22 protein-coding genes, 2 tRNA genes and 1 other RNA gene are annotated in these 21259 nt (G+C 72.8%); 15 read left to right on the top strand and 10 right to left on the bottom strand.

Annotated elements, in window-relative coordinates; translation table 11 throughout:
- Window positions 1–154 precede the first annotated feature (154 nt).
- The 4 genes from ACFCZ1_RS10255 to ffs all read right to left on the bottom strand — a co-directional run bounded on the left by ACFCZ1_RS10255 (window position 155) and on the right by ffs (window position 5784).
- Window positions 155–1816, bottom strand: a complete 1662-nt coding sequence (locus ACFCZ1_RS10255; RefSeq protein ID WP_376677935.1) for a hypothetical protein — start codon at window positions 1814–1816, stop codon at window positions 155–157.
- Window positions 1817–2104: 288 nt separating this feature from the next.
- On the bottom strand, window positions 2105–3358 hold the full coding sequence (purD, locus tag ACFCZ1_RS10250; RefSeq protein ID WP_376677934.1) for a phosphoribosylamine--glycine ligase: 1254 nt from the start codon (window positions 3356–3358) through the stop codon (window positions 2105–2107).
- A 61-nt stretch (window positions 3359–3419) separates the two neighbouring features.
- Window positions 3420–5621 carry a DNA polymerase III subunit gamma and tau gene (locus ACFCZ1_RS10245; protein ID WP_376677933.1) on the bottom strand — a complete coding sequence of 734 codons (2202 nt, stop codon included), beginning with the start codon at window positions 5619–5621 and terminating at the stop codon, window positions 3420–3422.
- Between the two features lie 64 nt (window positions 5622–5685).
- Window positions 5686–5784: signal recognition particle sRNA small type (gene ffs / locus ACFCZ1_RS10240), an RNA gene on the bottom strand.
- A 107-nt stretch (window positions 5785–5891) separates the two neighbouring features.
- Between ffs and ACFCZ1_RS10235 the strand changes: the two genes are divergently transcribed.
- Window positions 5892–5979: transfer RNA gene (locus ACFCZ1_RS10235), tRNA-Ser, on the top strand.
- A 200-nt stretch (window positions 5980–6179) separates the two neighbouring features.
- Window positions 6180–7085, top strand: coding sequence for a phosphorothioated DNA-binding restriction endonuclease (locus tag ACFCZ1_RS10230; protein WP_376677932.1), 906 nt, complete (start codon window positions 6180–6182; stop codon window positions 7083–7085).
- A 148-nt stretch (window positions 7086–7233) separates the two neighbouring features.
- Here ACFCZ1_RS10230 and ACFCZ1_RS10225 read toward each other — a convergent pair whose 3' ends face one another.
- The 3 genes from ACFCZ1_RS10225 to ACFCZ1_RS10215 form a co-directional block, all read right to left on the bottom strand.
- Window positions 7234–7575, bottom strand: coding sequence for a DoxX family protein (locus ACFCZ1_RS10225; protein ID WP_376677931.1), 342 nt, complete (start codon window positions 7573–7575; stop codon window positions 7234–7236).
- 229 nt (window positions 7576–7804) lie between these two features.
- Window positions 7805–8224: a molybdopterin-binding protein gene (locus ACFCZ1_RS10220; protein WP_376677930.1), complete on the bottom strand. Its 420-nt coding sequence runs from the start codon at window positions 8222–8224 to the stop codon at window positions 7805–7807.
- A gap of 84 nt (window positions 8225–8308) precedes the next feature.
- Window positions 8309–9121: a VOC family protein gene (locus ACFCZ1_RS10215; protein WP_376677929.1), complete on the bottom strand. Its 813-nt coding sequence runs from the start codon at window positions 9119–9121 to the stop codon at window positions 8309–8311.
- 110 nt (window positions 9122–9231) lie between these two features.
- Between ACFCZ1_RS10215 and ACFCZ1_RS10210 the strand changes: the two genes are divergently transcribed.
- Complete coding sequence (locus ACFCZ1_RS10210; RefSeq protein ID WP_376677928.1) at window positions 9232–9834, top strand: HhH-GPD-type base excision DNA repair protein; 603 nt, start codon at window positions 9232–9234, stop codon at window positions 9832–9834.
- A gap of 87 nt (window positions 9835–9921) precedes the next feature.
- Window positions 9922–10398: a cupin domain-containing protein gene (locus ACFCZ1_RS10205; protein WP_376677927.1), complete on the top strand. Its 477-nt coding sequence runs from the start codon at window positions 9922–9924 to the stop codon at window positions 10396–10398.
- Here the strand turns inward: ACFCZ1_RS10205 and opcA are convergent.
- Both opcA and ACFCZ1_RS10195 read right to left on the bottom strand, forming a co-directional pair.
- The gene (gene opcA, locus ACFCZ1_RS10200; protein ID WP_376677926.1) at window positions 10347–11279 is read right to left on the bottom strand and encodes a glucose-6-phosphate dehydrogenase assembly protein OpcA; all 933 of its coding nucleotides are present in this window, start codon (window positions 11277–11279) and stop codon (window positions 10347–10349) included. The two genes, ACFCZ1_RS10205 and opcA, sit on opposite strands and share 52 nt — an antisense overlap.
- Window positions 11280–11448: 169 nt before the next feature.
- Window positions 11449–13092, bottom strand: a complete 1644-nt coding sequence (locus tag ACFCZ1_RS10195; protein WP_376677925.1) for a helicase HerA-like domain-containing protein — start codon at window positions 13090–13092, stop codon at window positions 11449–11451.
- A gap of 88 nt (window positions 13093–13180) precedes the next feature.
- Here ACFCZ1_RS10195 and ACFCZ1_RS10190 point away from each other — a divergent pair, with 88 nt between their 5' ends.
- Together ACFCZ1_RS10190 and ACFCZ1_RS10185 are read left to right on the top strand one after the other, a co-directional pair.
- A complete protein-coding gene (locus ACFCZ1_RS10190) occupies window positions 13181–13477 on the top strand; it encodes a type II toxin-antitoxin system VapB family antitoxin (RefSeq protein WP_017240525.1) in 297 nt (98 codons plus the stop codon).
- A 162-nt stretch (window positions 13478–13639) separates the two neighbouring features.
- Window positions 13640–14320: a LytR C-terminal domain-containing protein gene (locus ACFCZ1_RS10185; RefSeq protein WP_376677924.1), complete on the top strand. Its 681-nt coding sequence runs from the start codon at window positions 13640–13642 to the stop codon at window positions 14318–14320.
- 28 nt (window positions 14321–14348) lie between these two features.
- Here ACFCZ1_RS10185 and upp read toward each other — a convergent pair whose 3' ends face one another.
- Entirely contained in the window at window positions 14349–14984 is a 636-nt protein-coding gene (upp, locus tag ACFCZ1_RS10180) for a uracil phosphoribosyltransferase (protein ID WP_031141526.1), read from the bottom strand.
- Window positions 14985–15147: 163 nt separating this feature from the next.
- Here upp and ACFCZ1_RS10175 point away from each other — a divergent pair, with 163 nt between their 5' ends.
- From ACFCZ1_RS10175 to ACFCZ1_RS10135, 9 genes are all read left to right on the top strand, one after another.
- Entirely contained in the window at window positions 15148–16095 is a 948-nt protein-coding gene (locus ACFCZ1_RS10175; protein WP_376677923.1) for a universal stress protein, read from the top strand.
- A gap of 83 nt (window positions 16096–16178) precedes the next feature.
- Window positions 16179–16358: a hypothetical protein gene (locus ACFCZ1_RS10170; protein ID WP_030027564.1), complete on the top strand. Its 180-nt coding sequence runs from the start codon at window positions 16179–16181 to the stop codon at window positions 16356–16358.
- Between the two features lie 303 nt (window positions 16359–16661).
- Window positions 16662–17210 carry a hypothetical protein gene (locus ACFCZ1_RS10165; protein WP_376677922.1) on the top strand — a complete coding sequence of 183 codons (549 nt, stop codon included), beginning with the start codon at window positions 16662–16664 and terminating at the stop codon, window positions 17208–17210.
- Between the two features lie 59 nt (window positions 17211–17269).
- Window positions 17270–17698, top strand: a complete 429-nt coding sequence (gene tadA / locus ACFCZ1_RS10160; RefSeq protein WP_376677983.1) for a tRNA adenosine(34) deaminase TadA — start codon at window positions 17270–17272, stop codon at window positions 17696–17698.
- Between the two features lie 80 nt (window positions 17699–17778).
- Window positions 17779–17863 (top strand) — tRNA-Ser (locus ACFCZ1_RS10155).
- A 263-nt stretch (window positions 17864–18126) separates the two neighbouring features.
- Window positions 18127–18417 carry a hypothetical protein gene (locus tag ACFCZ1_RS10150; protein WP_376677921.1) on the top strand — a complete coding sequence of 97 codons (291 nt, stop codon included), beginning with the start codon at window positions 18127–18129 and terminating at the stop codon, window positions 18415–18417.
- 376 nt (window positions 18418–18793) lie between these two features.
- Window positions 18794–18955 carry a hypothetical protein gene (locus ACFCZ1_RS10145; RefSeq protein ID WP_215014193.1) on the top strand — a complete coding sequence of 54 codons (162 nt, stop codon included), beginning with the start codon at window positions 18794–18796 and terminating at the stop codon, window positions 18953–18955.
- Window positions 18956–19160: 205 nt separating this feature from the next.
- Window positions 19161–20147 (top strand): RNA polymerase sigma factor SigF, encoded by a 987-nt coding sequence (locus ACFCZ1_RS10140; RefSeq protein WP_376677920.1) that lies wholly within the window; start codon window positions 19161–19163, stop codon window positions 20145–20147.
- Window positions 20148–20377: 230 nt separating this feature from the next.
- Complete coding sequence (locus ACFCZ1_RS10135; protein ID WP_362389641.1) at window positions 20378–21217, top strand: RNA polymerase sigma factor SigF; 840 nt, start codon at window positions 20378–20380, stop codon at window positions 21215–21217.
- Window positions 21218–21259: the final 42 nt, after the last annotated feature.

Below are 21259 nucleotides of genomic sequence, written 5' to 3'. Positions count from 1 at the left end.
CCGCTCCCCTCCCTCGCTCCCCCGAACGGGCGTGCATCGACCCCAGCACATCACATAACGCATGCAGTCCGTCACCGTTCGTCGCGAATTGACGTGACCGGAACATGGAGAACCGGCCACGTGTGCGATCAGTAGCCCGCCGGGGCGAGGGCCGTCACACCAGGCGGACGGGCTTCTCCGGGCGGACGCCGAGGTCGGCGAGCCAGTCGCGCAGGGGCTCCGGGTCCCCGTCCTCGACCAGGCAGAGCACGCGCGGCGCCAGGTCGGAGCGGCGGTCGCCGCCGATCAGCAGGATCGGGCCGTCGAGCCAGTCCAGGCCGGGCGCGGCTCCGGCCGAGTCGACGGCGGCGCAGCACACCATCGCCGTGACGTGGTCGGCCAGCAGGTCCCGGCCGCTGCGCGGCGGCTGGAGCGGGAACAGCGGTACGGCGTCCGCGCCGCGCGCCTTCGCGGCCCCGGCGGACGGACCGGCGGCCCGCTCCTCGCGGGCCAGGTCGCCGCTGAGGCGTCCCGCCAGCGCCTCCCCGGCGGCTCCGTCGCCGGCCCGGTCGGTGAGGTAGCCCAGCACCCGCTCCAGCGTGGGTCCGGCCCCGGCGGACGGACCGGCGGCGCCGACCGGCAGTCCTGCCGGGGCGGCCAGGGAGTCCAGCGCCGCGTGCAGCCGGGCCGCCTCCGTACGCCACTTGCGGTCCACGACCTCTTCCGGATACGCCGCCCAGTCCACCGGGGACCAGTCCGGCCCGGCCTCGGCCGGACCGCCGTGGAAGAGCCGCGCGGCCAGCAGCGAGGCTGCCTCGTCGACCATCCCGGGCTGTTCCAGCAGGTCACAGGCGGGGCGCTCGCCGAGCCGCGAGGTGAAGCCCTCGGCCAGCCGGTCCCGCCGCGACAGCTCCGTCAGCGCGGAGACCACCCCTGCGTCGAGATGCGCCGGCCAGCGGCCCATCCGCCAGGCGGGCAGGGCGACCCGGGTCAGCAGCCGGTCCCAGCCCGCGTAGGCCAGGCCGACCTGCTCCTGGGCGACGATGCGCAGCCCGTAGTCCACACCCTGTGCACGCTCCGAGGCGGCAGCGGCCACCCCGCGCTCCATCTCGGCGGCATCCACCCGGCACAGCCGCAGCAGCAGCCGGGCGGGCCCGGCGATCCAGCCGAGGCCGGGCCTGCCGCCCACGTCCACGGCAGCGTCCAGGCCGCGCACGAAGCCGCGCGCGTCGGCTATGTCGGGATGCGCGGAGGGTCCGGTGCCCGCGACGACCGGTGCGAGGACGGCCCGCAGCTCGGCGACCCGCATCCACCACAGGAAGGGCGAGCCGATCACCAGCACAGGAGCCGCGCCGGGCTCGGACTCCGGGCCGGCAGTTCCGGCTATGCCGGCGGATGTGCGCGCGCCGCCGCGGCGGTGGGCCGCGTGGGTGCGGTCCTCCAGCCAGCTGTCGCAGTCCGGCGTCAGGGCTATCGCGGAGGGCGGTGGTACGTCCATCCGGTCGGCCAGGTCCCGCACCAGCCGGTAGAGATCGGGCGCGGCGGCCTCCGGCACCGGCACCGTCGGCGTCACGGCGGGGCTCGCCCGCAGCACCACGGCCGCGAAGATCCCGCCGGCCAGCAGCACCAGCGCGGCGACCGCGCACACGGCGAGGGTCACCGCGGGCCAGGGGTCGCCGGCCAGCCGCCCGGTCATCCGGGCGGTCACCAGCACCACCGCGAGGGCGGCGGGCAGCAGCCCCAAGGCCAGGGCCCTGCTGCGCACGCGCAGCACGGCCAGGGCGCGGGACCGCGCGGACGGCACGCCCACTTCCATGATCGAACCGGTTCCGGACACGGCCGGACCTCACCCCCTCTGCCCTGCGGCGGCTTTGCTCACTCCCCCACTGTGACACCCGCCACTGACATCGCAATGCCGGTGGGCCAAGTGCCGGAATGCTTGGCAACGCACCCTAGTTGGGGTACGCCCGGCCGTCAGGCGGACCGGGTGACGATCACCCGATGGAATGGCTTTGGGTAAAGCTGGGTGCGTTCGAACGAGGTCGAATGCACTCGCGCCCGGACACGCCCGCGGGCCCGGGCGCACCTCGGGCGCACCGGGCCCGCGGGTCGGGGGAGCCGCTGGTCAGCGTCCCTCGGCCGCCTTGGCGGCGATGTCCGTACGGTGCTGCGAGCCGTCGAGCCGGATCCGCGACACCGCCTTGTACGCCTTGTCCCGGGCCTGCGCCAGGTCGGAACCGGTCGCCGTCACCGACAGCACGCGGCCGCCCGCGCTGACCACCGCGTCGCCCTCGCGCCGGGTCCCGGCGTGCAGCACGTACGCGTCGGGTCCGTCCTCGGCGGCCACGTCGGCCAGGCCCTCGATCACGTCGCCGGTGCGCGGGGTCTCGGGGTAGTTGTACGAGGCGATGACCACCGTGACCGCCGCGTCCTCGCGCCAGCTCAGCGGCGGCTCGGCGTCCAGGGTGCCGTTGGCGGCGTTCAGCAGCACGCTCGCGAGCGGGGTGCGCAGCCGGGCCAGGACCACCTGGGTCTCGGGGTCGCCGAAGCGGGCGTTGAACTCGATCACCCGGGTGCCGCGACTGGTGATGGCGAGGCCCGCGTAGAGCAGCCCGGAGAAGGGGGTGCCGCGGCGGCGCAGCTCGTCCACGGTCGGCTGGAGGACCAGCTCCATGACCTCGTCGACCAGCTTCGGGTCGGCCCAGGGCAGCGGGGAGTACGCGCCCATGCCGCCGGTGTTGGGGCCCTCGTCGCCGTCCAGGGCCCTCTTGAAGTCCTGCGCGGGCTGGAGCGGGACGACGGTGACGCCGTCGGTGATGGCGAAGAGCGAGACCTCGGGGCCGTCGAGGTACTCCTCGATGACCACCCGGTCGCAGGCGAGGGCGTGGGCACGGGCCGCGGCGCGGTCCTCGGTCACCACGACGCCCTTGCCGGCCGCGAGGCCGTCGTCCTTGACGACGTACGGGGCGCCGAAGGCGTCGAGGGCCTCGTCCACCTCTTCCGGGGTGGTGCACACGTAGCTGCGCGCGGTCGGGACCCCGGCCGCGGCCATCACGTCCTTGGCGAAGGCCTTGGAGCCCTCCAGCTGGGCCGCCTCGCCGGACGGGCCGAAGACGGGGATGCCGGCGGCGCGCACGGCGTCGCCGACCCCGGCGACCAGCGGGGCCTCCGGGCCGACGACGACCAGGTCGGCGCCGAGTTCGGTGGCGAGAGCGGTGACGGCGTCGCCGTCGAGGGCGTCGACCGGGCGCAGCTCCGCCACCTCGGCGATGCCGGCGTTGCCGGGAGCGCAGTACAGCGCGGAGACGTCGGGGTCGAGGGACAGAGAGCGGCACAGGGCGTGTTCGCGGGCGCCGCCGCCGATGACGAGGACCTTCACGCTGCTCAGACTAGCCCGGACGGCGCGGCCGGTTTCGTGCGGCCACCCCAATCAGGAGGGACTACTCATTCGTGTATTCCTCCACAACGGTCGCTCCGAGCTCGCGCACGATGAGGTCGTGACCGGTCAGGGCGCTCTCGACGAGGTCGGGATCGTCCTCCTCCGCGAAGTCGTCCTCGGGGGCGACCGGCGGGGGCGCCTGCTGCACGGGGGGCTGCGGGGCGGAGGCCGACTGGGGCGGCTGCTGCTGGTACTGCGGCTGCTGCTGCGCGGGGGCGGACGGCGCCTGGGGCGGCGGGCTGTAGGCCGGGGCGGGCGGCGGCGGGGCGGCGTACGAGGACGTCTGGAGCGGGGCGGGCGAGCCGCCGCCGACCACCGCGTCGATCTTCCAGTTGACCTGGAACTGCTCGGCCAGGACCGCCTTGAGCACGTCCTCGCTGCCGCTGCTCGCGAAGTTGTCGCGGGCGCCGGCGTTGGGGAAGCCGAGCTGGAGGGTGGTTCCGTCGAAGCCGGTGACCTGCGCGTTCTGGCTGAGCAGGATCCAGGTGAAGCGGCGGCGGTTCTTGACGGCCTCCAGCACGCCGGGCCACATCGCCTGGATCTGTCCGGCTCCGGCGGCCATGCCGGGGGAGGGCGCGGCGGCGGGAGCCGCGGCGGCCGGGGCCTGCTGGGCGGGGGCGGGCGCGGCCGGGGCTCCCTGGCCGGGGGCGGCCGCGCTCGGCCAGGCACCGGCGGCGGGGGCCGGGGCCGCAGGGGCGGCCTGAGCCGGGGCGGCCGGGGCGGCGGCTCCCGGCCAGGCACCGGGGGCGCCGCTGCCGGGCTGAGCGGCCCCGGGCCAGGCACCGGGCGCGGGGGCGGCGGGGGCCTGGGCAGGAGCGGCGGGGGCGGGGGCCTCGGCGGGAGCGGCCTGAACCGGCGCCTCCGGCCGCGCGGGAGCCCGTACCGGCTCGGGGGCGGCGGCCGGCGCGGCGGCCGGAACCGGCGCGGGGGCCTGTACGGCGGCGCGCGCGGCGGCGACGCCCCCGCCGGGGCCGGCGGGCGCCATCGCGTGCGCCTCGGGCCCCGGTACGTAGCCCATGGCGGGCGGCGCGGCGAAGGAGGCGGCCGCGCCGCGCTCCAGCCGGTCGAGCCGGGCCTGGAAGGACCGCTCGTCGTCGAAGGCGGCGGGCAGCAGCACGCGGGCGCAGATGAGCTCCAGCTGCAGCCGCGGCGAGGTCGCGCCGCGCATCTCGGTGAGGCCGCTGTTGACGAGATCGGCGGCCCGTGACAGCTCGGCGGCCCCGAACACGGACGCCTGGGCCTGCATCCGCTCCACGACGTCGGCGGGGGCGTCGATCAGCCCCTTCTCCGCGGCGTCGGGCACGGCGGCCAGGATCACCAGGTCGCGCAGCCGCTCCAGCAGGTCGGCGACGAACCGGCGCGGGTCGTTCCCGCCCTCGACGACCCGGTCGACGACCTCGAAGGCGGCGGCCCCGTCACCGGCGGCGAAGGCGTCGACGACGGAGTCGAGCAGCGACCCCTCGGTGTACCCGAGCAGCGAGGTCGCCATGGCGTATGTCACACCGTCGTCGGCGGCGCCGGCGAGCAGCTGGTCCATCACGGACATCGAGTCACGCACGGAACCGGCGCCGGCGCGCACGACGAGCGGCAGCACGCCGTCCTCGACCTTGGCGCCCTCGCGCCCGCAGACCTCGCCCAGGTACTCCCGCAGGGTGCCGGGCGGGACGAGCCGGAAGGGGTAGTGGTGCGTCCTGGACCGGATGGTCCCGATCACCTTCTCCGGCTCCGTGGTGGCGAAGATGAACTTGAGGTGCTCCGGCGGCTCCTCGACCACCTTCAGCAGGGCGTTGAAGCCCGCCGAGGTGACCATGTGGGCCTCGTCGATGATGTAGATCTTGTAGCGGCTGGAGGCGGGCCCGAAGAAGGCCTTCTCCCGCAGGTCACGGGCGTCGTCCACACCACCGTGGGAGGCGGCGTCGATCTCGATGACGTCGATGGAACCCGGCCCGTTCCTGGCCAGGTCCCGGCAGGACTGGCACTCCCCGCACGGGGTCGGGGTGGGACCCTGCTCACAGTTCAGGCAGCGGGCCAGGATGCGCGCGCTGGTCGTCTTTCCACACCCGCGCGGCCCGCTGAACAGGTACGCGTGATTGACCCGGTTGTTCCGCAGGGCCTGCATCAGCGGGGCAGTGACATGCTCCTGCCCGATGACCTCGGCGAACGACTCGGGGCGATAGCGGCGGTACAGCGCAAGGGACGACACGTCTACGAGGTTATCCGGGCCCGCCGACAACGGCGGCCCGCCGGCGCCACCAAGGCCTCCCGGAACGCAAAGCGCCCCCCACGCACCCGCCAGAGCCCACTTACCCTTGCTGCCTTCCGGCCCTGGGGGAGTTGGGTGAGATAGCGCCACGTGAGGGGCTGAGCCCACCCTAGCGGATGGACGCCCCTGGAATCGAGTCCGGCCCCGACCTGCCCTCCCGCGGACGATCACGTTCGCGAGCACCCCTCAACGTCTTGTATTGTTTGCGGCGGAGGATTCGCCTAGTGGCCTAGGGCGCACGCTTGGAAAGCGTGTTGGGGGCAACCCCTCACGAGTTCGAATCTCGTATCCTCCGCCAGTGCCTCACCGGGCACTTGAAGGCCCCGACCGGGAAACCGGCCGGGGCCTTCTGCGTTCCGCACCCCCGTTCGAGTCACATGCGCCTCGGACATCCGCTGACGATCACGATGTCCGTGCGCGGCGTCACGCACGCGTCACGCACATGCCCGCCGCCTGTCCGGATCAGCGTTCGGCGAGGCGCTACTACGATCGCCGGTCATGGACTGGCTGGAGCGCACCGCGAAGCTGAGGCAGTGGACGAGGAGCGGGACGCGCGCCCCGCACAAGCCGTTGTTGTTCCTCTACGCCCTCGGCCGTTTCCAGCGGGATGCCGACGGCGAGCTGCGGTACAGCGTGGTGGAGGAAGACCTGAAGCGGCTGCTGGCCGAGTACGGGCCGGCCAACAGGACCACCCCGGCCTACCCGTTCCACCACCTGGCGAGCGACGCGGTGTGGGAAGTGCGCACCGATCACGGGCTCGGCAGCCCGGGCAGCGGAGTGCGGGAACTGCGGGCGTCGGGAGCCGCGGGGCGGCTGGCACCGGAATTGCGGGCGGCACTCCGCAGAGAGCCGTCACTGCTCGGCCGGATGGCGCGCATCCTGCTCGACCTGAACTTCCCGCCCTCGCTCCATGGCGAACTGTGCGACGTCGTCGGCCTGGAACTGGAGCCGACGGCGACCGAGCGGCTCCCGACGGTGCCGAGGCAGCGCGACCGGCGCATGCGGGAGCTGGTGCTGACGGCGTACGAGTACCGGTGCGCCTTCTGCGGCTACGACGGGAGGATCGGCGCGGTGCCGGTCGGACTGGAGGCCGCGCACGTGCGCTGGTGGGCGTTCGGGGGCCCCGACGACGTCGACAACGGGCTGTGTCTGTGCTCGCTGCACCACAGGCTCTTCGACAAGGGCGTCCTCGGCGTCGGCGACGGCCACCGCATCCTCGTCTCGCAGCGCTTCGTCGGCCACAGCCCCGCCGCCCGGGAGCACGTCATCGCTCTCGCCGGCCGTCCGCTCACAGGCCCACAGGCGGGCGTCCGCCCTGTCGCGGCGGCCCACCGCTCCTGGCACACCAGCCAGGTCTTCCACGGCCCCCCGCGCCACTGCGACGACGCCGGCCGGGGCATGTGACGGCAGGACCACCGAGCAGCGCCGGGGCCGGGTCCCCTCCCGACTCGAAGCCGCCGGCATCGGGAGGGACGAAGCCCGCCGGCCCTGTACCCACCCCCGGAAGGTGCGGGAGCGGTCGGAGCGTGGGCGCGTCGGGGGCTGGGACCGGTCAGAAGCCGAGGGCCAGGGCGGCGACGGCCGGGGCGGCGTAGAGGAGGGGGAAGGGGATGTGTGCGTACGAGCGGGCCCGGACGACGGTGATGACGGCCCCGGTGTAGTAGAGCGCGAGGCCGATGGCGGCGGCGATGCCGAGGGCGGGGACGAAGAGGCCCGCGACGAGGCCGGCGGCTCCGGCGGCCTTGGCCGCGCCGAGCCAGGTCCACCAGGTGCGCGGGACGCCGTAGGCGGCGAGGGGCTCGACGACCCACTTGGCGCCGGTGAAGACCGAGACCGCCGAGAAACCGGTCATGAAGGCGGCGACGAGGGTGACGACGACAGCGGTGGTGGACATGGGATCTGCTCCTCTGGTGGATTCCCTTGTGTGCGTCTCACTCCTCTGACCCGCCGCGTCACGCGAGTGTGACCGGCTCGCGAAAAAAACTTCCGCGCCCCGACGCCCGCACCCCGCCGGCGGTTCCGCGAGGGTGTCCGACTGCGTCGGCGCGGTCACGCGCGTGTGGTGCGGCGCCCTGCCGCCGCCGCGCCCGGGGATCTTGCCCCGCCGCGGTCCGACCCGCCGATCAGGCGGTCCGCAGCGAGATCTCGGTCGCCTTGATCAGCGCGACGACGGAGGAGCCCGCCGCCAGGCCGAGCGCCCCGACGGCGTCCGCGGTGATCGCCGCGGTCAGCCCGCCACCACTGACGTTGACCTTTACGGAGGCCATGGCGGGGCCGGCGACGACGTCGGCGACGGTGCCGGGGATCTGGTTGCGGATGGACAGGCCCTCGACCGGGCCGGTGGCCAGGGCCACGTCCGTGGCCTTGACCAGCGCCGTGACCGGGGAGCCCGCCGCGATGCCGAGGTCCTTGACGGCGTCGGCGGTGACGGCGGCGGTGATCTCCTGACCGCCGTCCAGCCGGACCTTGACCGCCGCCATGGCCTCACCCGCGGTGACGGCGGTGACGGTACCTGCGATCTGATTGCGGATGCTGAGGCTCATGCCCCAACCGTAGGGTCGTCCGCACGGACGGGCGTCGGGCCCTCGCGGCCACGACGAAGAACCACCCGCCCGGCTGGCACGGCCTCATCCGAACTTCGGCATCTCCCCGACCGTCGTCGACATGTCGATCACGGCGAAGGCCGCGCCCTGCGGGTCCGTGACCGCCGCGAAGCGGCCGAACGGGCTGTCCATCGGGCCGAAGTGCAGCTTCCCGCCGTGCTTCTTCGTCTTCGCCACCGCCTCGTCGCAGTCGGGGACACCGAAGTAGACCTGGATGTAGGACGGAATCTCCGGCGGGAACTCGTCGCCCATCTTCATCCGGCCCAGCACCGGATTCCCGGGGCCGCCGACGCTGAAGACCTTGAAGTCCATCCCGGCCGCCTCCGGGTCGTCACCCGCGTCCATCCGCTGCGCGTCGTACGGGAAGACCTTCGTGAAGAACGCGTCCGGCTCGGCCGGTTCCCGGGTGAAGACCTCCGCCCAGGCGTACGCGCCCGCCTCGCCCATCTTCTCGAAGCCCTTGTGCCCGCCCGGCTGCCAGACGCCGAAGACCGCGCCGCTCGGCTCCTTCGCGATCAGCATCGTGCCGAAGTCGCCGACCCGCATCGGCTCCATCACCACTTCGCCGCCCGCCGACTTGATCTTCTCGGCCGTGGCCGCCGCGTCGGGCGAGGCGAAGTACAGGCACCACTGCGAGGGGGCCTCCGCGCCGGGCATCGGCGGCACCAGGGCGGCGACCGCCTTGCCGCCGGAATACGCCTGCGTGTAGTTGCCGTACTCGCTGCTCGCCTCGCCGAAGGTCCAGCCCAGCACGTCGCCGTAGAAGGTCTGCGCGCCCTCCACGTCGGAGAACATCGCGTCTGCCCAGCACGGCGCGCCCTCGGTGAACTCAACCATGATCGATCGACTCCTCGACTCGTACCTGTCGTCCGGCCTGCGTCGTCCCCACGCTAGGCGTGCGGTGCGGCGGCCGCGCGGGGAGCGCGTCCGCGCGGCAGGCTGGACCCATGGACAAGGACATCACCATCCGGCTGGCCCAGCAGCCGGAGGCCGACGCGCTGCTCGCCCGGAGCCCGCTCGCCGCGCTCATCGGGATGCTGCTGGACCAGCAGGTGCCGATGGAGTGGGCGTTCTCGGGGCCCTGGACGGTCGCCCAGCGGCTCGGCTCCGACGACCTGGACGCGCACGCCATCGCCGCGTACGACCCGGAGGCCTTCGCCGCGCTGCTGTCGCAGAAGCCCGCCGTCCACCGGTACCCGGGGTCGATGGCGAAGCGGATCCAGCAGTTGTGCGCGTACCTGGTGGAGCACTACGACGGGGACGCCGCGGCCGTCTGGGCCGACGCGTCGACCGGGGCGGAACTGTTCGGGCGCCTCAGGGAACTGCCGGGCTTCGGCGAGCAGAAGGCGCAGATCTTCCTCGCCCTGCTGGGCAAGCGGTTCGGCGTGCGCCCGAAGGGGTGGCGGGAGGCCGCGGGGGGCTACGGACAGGCCAACGTGTACCGCTCGGCGGCCGACATCACGGGGCCCGAGTCCCTGGCCAAGGTCCGGGCGCACAAGCAGGAGATGAAGGCCGCGGCCAAGGCCGCGAAGGCCTCCGGCGCCTCCTGATCCGGCCCCGGCGCGCAGGCCCGGCCGACCTGACAGACTCCGGGACACCCGTGGCACCGGTCGGTCCGGGGCGGCGAAGCTGGGGACATGACAGAGATCGCGCCGACCCGCGCCGCCACCGCCGAAGCCATCTACGACGCCCCCGGCAGCCTCATCACGCTGCTGACGGACACCGCCGAACTCACCTGCAACACGGCTACCTTCGACGAGGGCGCGGCGGGGGCCCCGGTCCACTTCCACACCAAGGCCACCGAGTTCTTCCACGTGACCGCCGGCCGGCTCGACATCCTGGTCGACGACGAGGTACAGACCCTCGAAGCCGGCGACTTCATCGCGATCCCGCCGGGCGTCAAGCACGCCTTCGCCCCCGCGGCCGGCCACACGGCCAGCGTCTTCGTCGGCTTCACCCCCGGCATGGGGCGCTTCGACTACTACCGCCTCCTCGGCCGGGTGAACGCGGGCGAGGCCACCGTGCAGGACATCAAGGACAGTTCCCCGACGTACGACAACCACTACGCGGAGAGTGCCGCCTGGAGCGGCCGCCGCCGCAGCGCGGAGCCGTAGGTCACGTCCGCGTCGAGGCGCCGCAGCTCCTCCGAGATCAGCTCGGCGCCACTGCGGATCTTCAGGGCCACCCTGCGGTCGGGACTCCCCGGCAGCATCAGGGTGGCCAGCGCGCCGGCGGGCCGGTCGATCCGGATCTCGCCGCCCGTGGTCTGCAATGCCACGCGGGTGATCACCGGGCCGTCGCTCGCCACCCGGGCCACGCTCGTGCCGAGCCGGTCCTCCAGCCAGCGCGCCAGCAGCTCGGCGCTCGCGTTGTCGGGCTCGCTCTCCACCGTCGCGCCGGTCACCGGCAGCGGCTTCTGGTCCAGGGCGGCGGCCAGCAGCGCCCGCCACGGCGTCAGCCGGGTCCAGGCCAGGTCGGTGTCGCCGGGCTGGTAGGCGGCGGCCCGGTCGTCGAGCACGCCGACCGGGTCGGCGGCCTCGGCCGCGTCCGTGATCCTGCGCTGGGCGAGCGCGCCCAGGCAGTCGTTGGCCAGGTCGGCGGGGGCGTCGGCGGGCCACCACGCCACCACGGGCGCGTCCGGCACCAGCAGCGGCAGGACGACCGAGCCGGCCTGCCCGGTCAGGTCCCCGTGCAGGCGCAGCACCAGGGTCTCCCCGGTGCCGGCGTCCGAGCCGATGCGCAGCTCGGCGTCGAGCCGGGTCGCGCGGAGCTTGTGCGGGCCCCGGGAGGTCCGCTTGATCACCGCGATGATGCGGCACGGGTGTTCGTGCGAGGCCTCGGAGGCCGCGCGTACGGCGTCGTAGGCGTTCTCCTCGTCGGTGACGACCACCAGGGTCAGCACCAGTCCGGTGGTGGGGCTGCCGATGGCCCGGCGGGCGTCGAGCAGGGCCCGGTTGATCTTGCTGGACGTGGTGTCGGTCAGTTCGGTCCGCATGGAACGAGTCTGTCAGCGCACACCCCGTTCCGGGCACCCGGTGCGCTCGATTCCGCCTCGAACAGCGCTCCCGGGCCCGCTCCCGAGCCGGCCTCCGGGCCCGCAGGCCGCTCCCCGTCACTCCCCGGCCACTCGCAGCCACTCCCGGCCGCTCCGCGCCGGGCCGCTGTCATCTGCGCCGGCGGGCCGTACCGAAGATCGAGCGCGAGATCTCGCGGCCCAGCTGCGACCCGACCGACCGGGCCAGCGAGCGGAACAGCCCGCTCCCCACCACCTGTTCGGCCAGCGAGGGATCCGGCTTCGGCGCGCTGCGCGCCCCCCTCGCGGCCTCCTTCTCCGCCGCCTTCTCCGCCGCCTTCTCCGCCTTCTCCGCCTCCCCGGCCCTCTTCTCGGCTTCGGCGGCCGCCGCGGCCGCCTCCGCCCGCGCCTCGGCGGCGGCCTGCTCGGCGCTGATCTTCTCGTACGCCGACTCGCGGTCGACCGGCTCCGCGTACCGCGGGTAGAGCGGCGAGGACTTCACGGCCCGGTCCAGCGCGGCCGCCCCGAGCGGTCCCATCAGCGACTGCGGGGCGCGCAGCCGGGTCGCCGCGACCGGGGTCGGGGCGCCGTTCTCGCTCAGCACGGTGACGACCGCCTCGCCGGTGCCCAGTTGGGTGAGCAGCTCCTCCAGGTCGTACGCGGAGCGGGGGAAGGTCCTGACCGTCGCCTTCAGGGCCTTCGCGTCGTCGGGCGTGAAGGCGCGCAGCGCGTGCTGCACCCGGTTGCCGAGCTGGGCGAGCACGTCCGACGGCACGTCCTTGGGGGTCTGCGTCACGAAGAAGACGCCCACGCCCTTGGAGCGGATGAGACGCACCGTCTGGGTGACGGAGTCGAGGAAGGCCTTCGACGCGCCGTTGAAGAGCAGGTGCGCCTCGTCGAAGAAGAAGACGAGCCCGGGCTTCTCCACGTCGCCGACCTCGGGCAGGTCGTTGAAGAGGTCGGCCAGCAGCCACATCAGGAAGGTGGAGAAGAGCTGCGGCTTGTCCGAGGCCGCCGCGAGTTCCAGTACGGAGACCGTTCCGCGCCCGTCCGCGGCCGTCCGCAGGAACTCCCCGGTGTCGAACTCCGGCTCGCCGAAGAACTCCGCAGCCCCCTGCTGCTCGAAGGCGGTCAGCGCCCGCAGGATCACCCCGGCCGTCACCGTGGACAGCCCGCCGATTCCCTTGAGTTCCGGCTTTCCCTCGTCGGAGACCAGGAAGGCGACGACCGCGCGCAGGTCCTTGAGGTCGATCAGCTCCAGGCCCTTGGCATCCGCGTAGTGGAAGATCAGGCCGAGCGACTGCTCCTGCGTCTGGTTGAGCTGGAGCACCTTCGACAGCAGCACCGGACCGAAGCTCGTCACCGTGGAGCGGACCGGGATGCCGGGGCCGATGCCGCCGAGCGAGTAGAACTCGCTGGGGTATCCGGTGGCCTCCCACCGCTGGGCGACCTCCGCGGCCCGCTGCTCGGTCTTCGGGTGCGACGCGCCCGGGACGGAGATTCCCGAGACATCGCCCTTGATGTCCGCGAGGAAGACCGGGACGCCGTTCGCCGACAGCTGTTCGGCGATGAGCTGGAGGGTCTTGGTCTTGCCCGTGCCGGTGGCGCCCGCGACCAGCCCGTGCCGGGTGAGCATGGGCAGGGGGATGCGAATCTGCCGGTCGGGCAGGCAGACGCCGTCCCAGAGCAGGGCCCCGAGGTCGAGCGCGGGTCCGGCGAAGGCGTACCCGGCGGCGATCTTGTCGGCCGGGCCCGGCTGATCCGCCGAGGCGGCGGCTTCGGTGCTCTCACTCATGCATCACTCCCGAATTGACCCTGTCCGCCACTTTTGCACCCGCGCTGCGAGGCTGCGCCCGCAGGGCCGGGCCCGGTAGGCTTTCCGTGTGATCTTCAAGCGCATCGGTAACGGAAAGCCGTACCCCGACCACGGCCGGGAAAGCACCCGGCAGTGGGCGGACGTCGCGCCGCGCCCGGTCCGGCTCGACCAGCTGGTGACGACCAAGGGGCAGCTCGACCTCGAAACGCTGCTCGCCGAGGACTCCACCTTCTACGGCGACCTCTTCGCGCACGTCGTCAAGTGGCGGGGTGACCTCTACCTGGAGGACGGACTGCACCGCGCCGTGCGCGCGGCCCTGCAGCAGCGCCAGGTCCTGCACGCCCGCGTCCTCGAAATGGACTGACGCCCCGCCCTCCGGACCCGCGCCGGAACGGACCTCACCACCGCCCTCGGGATGCCCCGGGGCGGGCAGCCGCTTCGCGTAGATTGCGCCTTTCGGGTCAGTATTGACCTATCAGCAGATCATTTAGTAGGCATCGTCGGCGGGCGGCACTACGCTGCGCCCATGAGCATGCTCACTCCCCCCGGCATGGGCGGAAAGTACCGCGTCACGGGAGCCGCCTACCCCCGCATGAGCCGTAAGCGGAGCCGCCGTCGGATCGTCCTCGCCGTGTTCGGCTCGGTCCTCGCACTGGCCCTGCTCGGCTACGGGGCCCTGCAGCTCATCGACGTGTTCCAGGGCAACAGCCCGAAACGGAATACCGCCGCTGGGACCAAGGACTGTCCGACCACAGCCGCCGAGCCCGCCGTCAAGGGCGGCTCCAAGGCCGGCCCCGAAGCCGCCGCCTCCGCAGCGGCCGGGCCGGCGGTCGTGCTGCCCAAGCCCGGCGACATCACCGTCAACGTCTACAACGCGACCCCGCGCGCCGGGCTCGCCAAGGCCGTCGGCGACGAGCTGGCCAAACGCGGCTTCGTCATCGGCAACGTCGGCAACGCCCCCGCCGACTTCGACAAGAAGGTCCCCGGCATCGCGATACTGCTGGGCTCCCCCGCCACCGACAAGGCCGCCTTCTCCGTACTGGGCACCCAGCTCGTCGGCGCCACCCAGCAGACCGACGCCCGCGAGACCGCGGACATCGACCTGATCCTGGGCGACGCCTTCAAGGAGCTGAGCACGAAGGAGGACGCGGACAAGGCGCTGGCCCTCCTGGCCAACCCCGTGCCCGCGCCCGCCAAGAAGTGCTGACCGAGCCGGACGACCGCTCCGCGGGAAACTACTCCGCGGAGCCGTACATGCGGTCGCCCGCGTCACCCAGGCCCGGGACGATGTAACCGTGCTCGTTGAGCCGCTCGTCCACCGCGGCGGTCACCACCGTCACCGGCGTGCCCGCCAGCTCGCGCTCCATGATCTCGACGCCTTCGGGCGCGGCCAGCAGCACCACGGCCGTGACGTCGTCGGCGCCGCGCTTGATCAGCTCCCGGATCGCCGCGACGAGCGTGCCGCCGGTGGCCAGCATCGGGTCGACGACGTAGACCTGCCGCCCGGAGAGGTCTTCCGGCATGCGCGTCGCGTACGTGGAGGCCTCCAGGGTCTCCTCGTTGCGGACCATGCCCAGGAAGCCCACCTCGGCGGTCGGCAGGAGCCGCACCATGCCGTCGAGCATGCCGAGGCCGGCGCGCAGGATCGGCACGACCAGCGGGCGCGGGTGCGAGAGCTTCACACCGGTGGTCGGCCCGACCGGGGTCTCGATGTCGGCCTGCTCGGTGCGCACGTCCCGGGTGGCCTCGTACGCGAGCAGGGTCACCAGCTCGTCGGCGAGCCGCCGGAAGGTGGGGGAGTCGGTGCGCTTGTCGCGCAGGGTGGTGAGTTTGTGCGCCACCAAGGGGTGATCGACGACCTGCAAACGCACAACATCCTCCAAAACTCGACCTGCGACCTGCAAAAACGGCCGCACGACGCGACCTGCACCCAAAAGGCTACGCGCTGACGCGGCCCCTTCGCGTCCGAAGCCGCAGCCACGCCCGCGACAGCCTGCGGATGCGGCCCGCCCGGACGCCCACCACGCTGGACTGATGAGCAACGCACCGGTGATCGCGGCCGTCGACGGATCCGATCACAGCCTGAGGGCCCTGGAGTGGGCCAGGACCGCGGCTCTGCTGCACGGTACGCGGCTGCTGATCGCCCACGTCCTGCCCGACCACGCCCAGCTGTACGCGGGGCGCCGAACCGCCCTGCACGACGCCTCGCAGCCGGAGGAGTTCGCCGATCCGGTGAGCGACCGGATCCGGGCCCTGCTCGGCGGCCCCTCCGGGCTGCCCGAGGGGGTCGAGTACGTGGCGCTGGAGGGCTCCGTCCCCGAGGCCCTGCGGGTGATCGGGGCGGAGGCCAGGGTGCTGGTGATGGGTTCGCGGGGGCGGGGCGGCTTCGCCAGCCTGCTGCTCGGCTCGAACAGCCGCGCCGTGGCCGCCACGGCCCCGTGTCCGGTCGTGGTGGTCCCGCACGCGGAGCGGAGCGCGGGGGCGCTGAAGGCCGCCGCCGGGCAGTCCGCCGGGCGGGTGGTGCTCGGCCTGCACGCCGCCGAGACGCCCGACGACGTGCTCACCTTCGCGTTCGCGGAAGCGGCCGTGCGGGGGACCACCGTCCAGGTGGTGTCCGCGTACGCCATCCCGCCCGCGCCGACCATGGTGATCGACAGCCCGTTCACGGTGATCCCGCCGGAGGGGCTGGCCGACGACGGGAACGCCGTGCCCGCCGAGCGGGAGATGCTGCGGTCCCAGACGGAGCGGCTGGCGCCCTTCCGCACCCGGTACCCGGACGTCCGCGTGGAGCAGGCCGCCGTGCCCGGAGACGCGGCGGGCCGGCTGGTCACCGCCTCCGAGTCGGCGGCGCTGGTCGTCGTGGGGCGCCACCACCCGCGGCGCACCGCCATGTCCCTGCACATCGGCTCGGTGGCGCACGCGGTGCTCCACCACGCGCACGGCCCGGTGGCCGTGGTCCCGACGCTGTCGGACGACGTCTGACCTGCACAGGGGTGGCATCAAACCGCCCGTCCGGGGGAAGGTGGGTGCAGGGGGAACGACCGACCAGCCCGGGGTGGTGGCCGATGCCCGACACGCAGCCGAGCGACGACGCGCCGGAGACCGCCGCGCAGCGCCGAGCACGCCGCGCGCAGTTCCTGCGCGACCTGATGGAGGCACGCGCCCTGCGCGACCGCGTCCAGCCCCGCCGCGCCCGCGCGGCCCGCATGCGCCAGCAGATGCGCATGCGCACCTTCCGCTGGTGACCGGGGCCCGGCGCCCGGCCCGGCCCCGCGACACGACCGGGCGCGGCAGCCTCCGCGAGGGAGCCGCCCCGGCCTCCGGCGGCGCCCGGCAGCCGTACGACACCACCGCCCCACAGCCCCCGTGCGGGCCGCGCGGCGCACGGCACGGGACGACGCAAGCGCGGAAGACCTCTCGCAAAGCCGCTGTTTCTGCCACGATGCCGATTGGGCGGGGCAGGACGGCGGGCACGACAGCCGTTCGACCCCATCCTCCGGCCGGGGGGACCTCCAACCGGCACGCCTAAGACCAGTGGGAGAGTCACGGTGTATTTCGCCGCACTGCTCGCGCGCACCGAAGACGGGTGGGAAGCGAGCGACATGGAACTCGACGACGTCGAGTCCCTCAGTGATCTGATCGATCGCGCCCGTTCCGCCGCTGTCGACGACGACACGGTGGTCGCCCTCATCGAGCAGGAGGACGCCTGGTTCGGCGTCGTCCGCGTGGACGGCGAGGAGGACCCGCGGTACTTCGTATCGAACGCCTCCGCGGCCGCCCGCAGCTCCTACGGCTCGATGCTGACCAAAGAGCTGCTGGGCAGCGACAAGGAGGACGACGAACTCGACGAACTGGACCTGGACGGCACCGAGGACGGCGAGGACGAAGCACTCTCCGCCTTCACCGACGAGGACGACGACGAGGACGAGGCGGGCCGCGGCGGCGCGGAGCCGGTACCGGCCGGCCCGCTCGGCGACCCCCGGCTGCTGGACGACCTCGGGGTGACCCACAAGCAATTGATGACCCTGGACGGGGACGCCCTCTCGGAGATCGCCGACTCGCTCGGCGCCACCGAGGTCCTGGAGGCCGTCCGCTAGTGATCCACACGCACCAATCGCACACCCCCGATCCCGTACGGGATCCCTGGCGGGACTCCATGCGCCTGGCGCTGCAGGAGGCCGCCCGGGCGGTGCCGGCCGGCGACGTGCCGGTCGGCGCCGTCGTGCTCGGCCCGGACGGCGGGATCCTCGCGACCGGGTACAACGAGCGCGAGGCGACCGGCGACCCGACGGCGCACGCCGAGGTGGTGGCGCTGCGCCGGGCCGCCGCCGCGCTCGGGGAATGGCGGCTTCCGGGGTGCACCCTGGTGGTGACCCTGGAGCCGTGCGTGATGTGCGCGGGCGCGCTCGTGCAGTCGCGCGTCGCCCGGGTCGTCTACGGCGCGGACGACGAGAAGGCCGGCGCGGCGGGCTCGCTCTGGGACCTCGTACGGGACCGCAGGCTCAACCACCGGCCCGAAGTGGTCCGCGGCGTCCTCGCGGCGGAGTGCGCGCGGCAGCTGACGGACTTCTTCCGCGACCTGTGACGACGCCCGCCCGGAGGGGCGGCAGCCGACGCGGGATGCCGATTTCGGCGAATGCGCCTCCTTAGGCTAGGATCCATCTCGGTAGTGTGTCCGAGTGGCCGAAGGAGCTCGCCTCGAAAGCGAGTATGGGGCAACCCATCGGGGGTTCAAATCCCTCCACTACCGCTCCGATCGAAAGCCCCGCCCCGCAAGGGTCGGGGCTTTCGGCGTTCGTACGGCCTTCGTTTGGCTCCCGGGCTTCGTTTGGCTCCCGGACTTCGCCGGCTCCCGGCCCTCTTTCGGCTCAGGGCTGCCGGTTGGCGCCCATGGCTGTCGTTCGGCGGTCGGCCGTCGTTCGGCCGACGGCTTCCTGCGGTGCAGGGCGCTCTCCGCTCCGCTCTCCGGAGTACGGCCGCGTGACCGCCCGCCCCCTCGGCCGTTGTCACGGCATGACCAAGACCCAGCGCATGCTCGCCGCCTTCGCCCTCGCGGGGGCCGCCGCGGGCCTCGCCGCACCCGCCGCCTCCGCCGCGCCCCTCGCGCCCCTCACCCTCCCGGACCTCCCGACGGCCGCTCCCGGCATGCCCGCCGGGGCCACGCCGGCCTCCGTCCAGGAGATCGGCGGGAAGCTCGGCGAGGGAGCCAACCAGCTCAACCAGCTGATGGAACTGCCGAACCAGCTCTCGCCCGTGATCGCCCCCGTACAGCCCCTCACGGACCTCGCCGGCGGCCTGCAGTAGCCGCAGCGGCGCCTGCGGGAGCGGGAAACGCGGAGAAGGCCCCGACCGGGGTCGGGACCTTCCGCGTGTCGGACGGGGGAAGTGGCATCCGGGGGACAAGCCACTTCCCCCGAGGAGGACGGACCTGCCGGTCCGGGCCGCAGTCAGGGGAAAGCCGGCGGCTCGGACCCCGCAGCGAGGCCCTGTCCCTCACCCACCGGTTCCCTGCCAGAACCGGGGGGCGCACACCCATCGTGCGCCCCCCTTGTCCGTCGGCACCCCGGCAAAGGACCCGGAGCACCGGGCCATTGGTCCTTAAAGGTCGGGTGAGTGTCCAAACCTGACCGGTTAGACTCACCCGACTTTGCAGGACCGGTTGGGGAGGCCGTCACCGCTCATGGACACCAAGAAGCTCATCACGGGTGCCCTCACCGTCTTCGTCCTCTTCGTGATCATCACCCAGCCCAAGCGGGCGGCCGAGATGGTGGGAATAGGTTTCCAGGGCATATCCGATGCCGCCTCCGGCATCGGCGAGTTCATGACCGAACTGGTGCGCTGACCCGTACGCTGAAGCGGCTTCCGGACTTCCCGGCCCCCCACTCCGACGGGTGGGGGGCTTTTGCATACCCATCACTGGGCATAATGCCCCAATATGCCCAACTTGCCTTCAACACGGTGATATACGGTGCTTGCACACAGTGCACATGTCTTGTGATGCTATGACCGCTTTTGACGGATGAGTTGACTGAAGGGGTGGCGTGACCGTGCCGGCCAGTACAGCGCCTCAGGTGCCACCCCAGCAGGACCCCCAGGTGCCGCCCCAGCATGAACCCCCGTACGAGCCCCGACGAGAGTCCCGGCAGGAATCGGTCCAGGAGCCCCGGCAGGAATCCCGGCAGGCGGTGGCCCGGGATGCGGCCCACGAGGCCCCCCAGGAGGCCCCCCAGGAGGAGCCCCCGCCCGCCCTGGCCCCCCAGAGACCGCCGAGCCGGGGCGCGGACACCCGGGCCCTCACCCAGGTCCTCTTCGGGCAGCTGAAGGACCTGGAGCCGGGCACCAACGAGCACCACCGGGTGCGCGGGGCCCTCATCGAGGCCAACCTCCCGCTCGTGCGGTACGCGGCCGCCCGCTTCCGCAGTCGCAACGAGCCGATGGAGGACGTGGTCCAGGTCGGCACCATCGGACTGATCAACGCCATCGACCGGTTCGACCCGGACCGCGGCGTGCAGTTCCCGACCTTCGCGATGCCGACCGTCGTGGGCGAGATCAAGCGCTACTTCCGCGACAACGTCCGCACCGTCCACGTGCCGCGCCGCCTCCACGAGCTGTGGGTGCAGGTCAACGCCGCCACCGAGGACCTCACCACGCTGCACGGCCGCACCCCGACCACCCCCGAGATCGCCGAGCGGCTGCGCATCAGCGAGGACGAGGTCCTCTCCTGCATCGAGGCCGGACGGAGCTACCACGCGACGTCGCTGGAAGCCGCCCAGGAGGGCGACGGGATGCCCGGCCTCCTCGACCGGCTCGGCTACGAGGACCCGGAGCTGGTCGGAGTCGAGCACCGCGACCTCGTCCGCCACCTCCTCGTACAGCTGCCCGAGCGTGAACAAAGGATCCTGCTGCTGCGGTACTACAACAATCTGACGCAGTCGCAGATCAGCGCCGAGCTGGGCGTGTCCCAGATGCACGTCTCCCGGCTCCTCGCCCGGAGCTTCGCCCGACTGAGATCCGCAAACAGGATCGAGGTGTAACCGGAACGAGTGGAGATCATCCCCTCGTATCCCGACAGAACGGACGGATCCCCTTCTGACCTCTTCTGTCGCTGGAGATATATGTCGACTTGGCGCTACAGCGTGTTGCCGACATGTGACATTCTGCTTGAACCGCGTTTGCCGCAGCCCCGCCTCCGGTATTCAGGTGGAGGCTGCGTTCCTCCGACGGGCGCGCCGCACGCGACCGTCCGCGACCTCAAGGGGGTGGCATGTCCGTAGACCAGGGCAGCTCCAAGGTGCTCACGCTCGTCAAGAGCGCGACTCCGGCAGTGTCCGACCGCTCGGAAGCCATCGACACCCGCACCCTCTCCCGCTCCCTCTTCCAGCGCCTTGCCGCCCTGGACGCGGACAGCCCCGACCGGGCGTACGTACGCGACACCCTGATCGAGCTGAACCTGCCCCTGGTCCGGTACGCCGCCGCCCGCTTCCGCAGCCGCAACGAGCCGATGGAAGACATCGTCCAGGTCGGCACCATCGGCCTGATCAAGGCGATCGACCGGTTCGACTGCGAACGCGGCGTGGAGTTCCCGACGTTCGCGATGCCGACCGTCGTGGGCGAGATCAAACGATTCTTTAGGGACACCTCCTGGTCCGTCCGCGTCCCGCGCAGGCTCCAGGAGCTGCGTCTCGCGCTGACCAAGGCCAGCGACGAGCTCGCCCAGAAGCTGGACCGCTCGCCGACCGTGCCGGAGCTCGCCGCCGTCCTGGGCGTCTCGGAGGAGGACGTGGTCGACGGTCTCGCCGTCGGCAACGCCTACACCGCCTCCTCGCTCGACTCGCCCTCGCCCGAGGACGAGGGCGGCGAGGGCTCGCTCGCGGACCGCCTCGGTTACGAGGACACCGCGCTCGAAGGCGTCGAATACCGCGAGTCGCTGAAGCCGCTGCTCGCCAAACTCCCGCCCCGGGAGCGGCAGATCATCATGCTGCGGTTCTTCGCGAACATGACGCAGTCGCAGATCGGCGAGGAGGTCGGCATCTCCCAGATGCACGTCTCCCGGCTGCTCACCCGCACCCTCGCGCAACTGCGCGTAGGACTCATCGGCGAGTGACGGGGCTTCGCGGGGTTCCCAATTGACGGAGCGTCAGCAAAA

The sequence above is a fragment of the Streptomyces sp. NPDC056224 genome, from assembly GCF_042267665.1.
In the GTDB taxonomy this organism is placed as follows: Bacteria; Actinomycetota; Actinomycetes; order Streptomycetales; family Streptomycetaceae; genus Streptomyces.
Note: the sequence above shows the minus strand (reverse complement) of the source record. Positions and strands in the feature narration are given on the sequence as shown.

Bases quoted from the DNA above. Each gene is read 5' to 3' on its own strand.
- ACFCZ1_RS10230 (WP_376677932.1), top strand. From the start codon at position 6,180: ATGGACTGGCTGGAGCGCACCGCGAAGCTGAGGCAGTGGACGAGGAGC.
- ACFCZ1_RS10225 (WP_376677931.1), bottom strand. From the start codon at position 7,575: ATGTCCACCACCGCTGTCGTCGTCACCCTCGTCGCCGCCTTCATGACC.
- ACFCZ1_RS10220 (WP_376677930.1), bottom strand. From the start codon at position 8,224: ATGAGCCTCAGCATCCGCAATCAGATCGCAGGTACCGTCACCGCCGTC.
- ACFCZ1_RS10215 (WP_376677929.1), bottom strand. From the start codon at position 9,121: ATGGTTGAGTTCACCGAGGGCGCGCCGTGCTGGGCAGACGCGATGTTC.
- ACFCZ1_RS10210 (WP_376677928.1), top strand. From the start codon at position 9,232: ATGGACAAGGACATCACCATCCGGCTGGCCCAGCAGCCGGAGGCCGAC.
- ACFCZ1_RS10205 (WP_376677927.1), top strand. From the start codon at position 9,922: ATGACAGAGATCGCGCCGACCCGCGCCGCCACCGCCGAAGCCATCTAC.
- opcA (WP_376677926.1), bottom strand. From the start codon at position 11,279: ATGCGGACCGAACTGACCGACACCACGTCCAGCAAGATCAACCGGGCC.
- ACFCZ1_RS10195 (WP_376677925.1), bottom strand. From the start codon at position 13,092: ATGAGTGAGAGCACCGAAGCCGCCGCCTCGGCGGATCAGCCGGGCCCG.
- ACFCZ1_RS10185 (WP_376677924.1), top strand. From the start codon at position 13,640: ATGAGCATGCTCACTCCCCCCGGCATGGGCGGAAAGTACCGCGTCACG.
- ACFCZ1_RS10175 (WP_376677923.1), top strand. From the start codon at position 15,148: ATGAGCAACGCACCGGTGATCGCGGCCGTCGACGGATCCGATCACAGC.
- ACFCZ1_RS10170 (WP_030027564.1), top strand. From the start codon at position 16,179: ATGCCCGACACGCAGCCGAGCGACGACGCGCCGGAGACCGCCGCGCAG.
- tadA (WP_376677983.1), top strand. From the start codon at position 17,270: ATGCGCCTGGCGCTGCAGGAGGCCGCCCGGGCGGTGCCGGCCGGCGAC.
- ACFCZ1_RS10150 (WP_376677921.1), top strand. From the start codon at position 18,127: ATGACCAAGACCCAGCGCATGCTCGCCGCCTTCGCCCTCGCGGGGGCC.
- ACFCZ1_RS10145 (WP_215014193.1), top strand. From the start codon at position 18,794: ATGGACACCAAGAAGCTCATCACGGGTGCCCTCACCGTCTTCGTCCTC.
- ACFCZ1_RS10135 (WP_362389641.1), top strand. From the start codon at position 20,378: ATGTCCGTAGACCAGGGCAGCTCCAAGGTGCTCACGCTCGTCAAGAGC.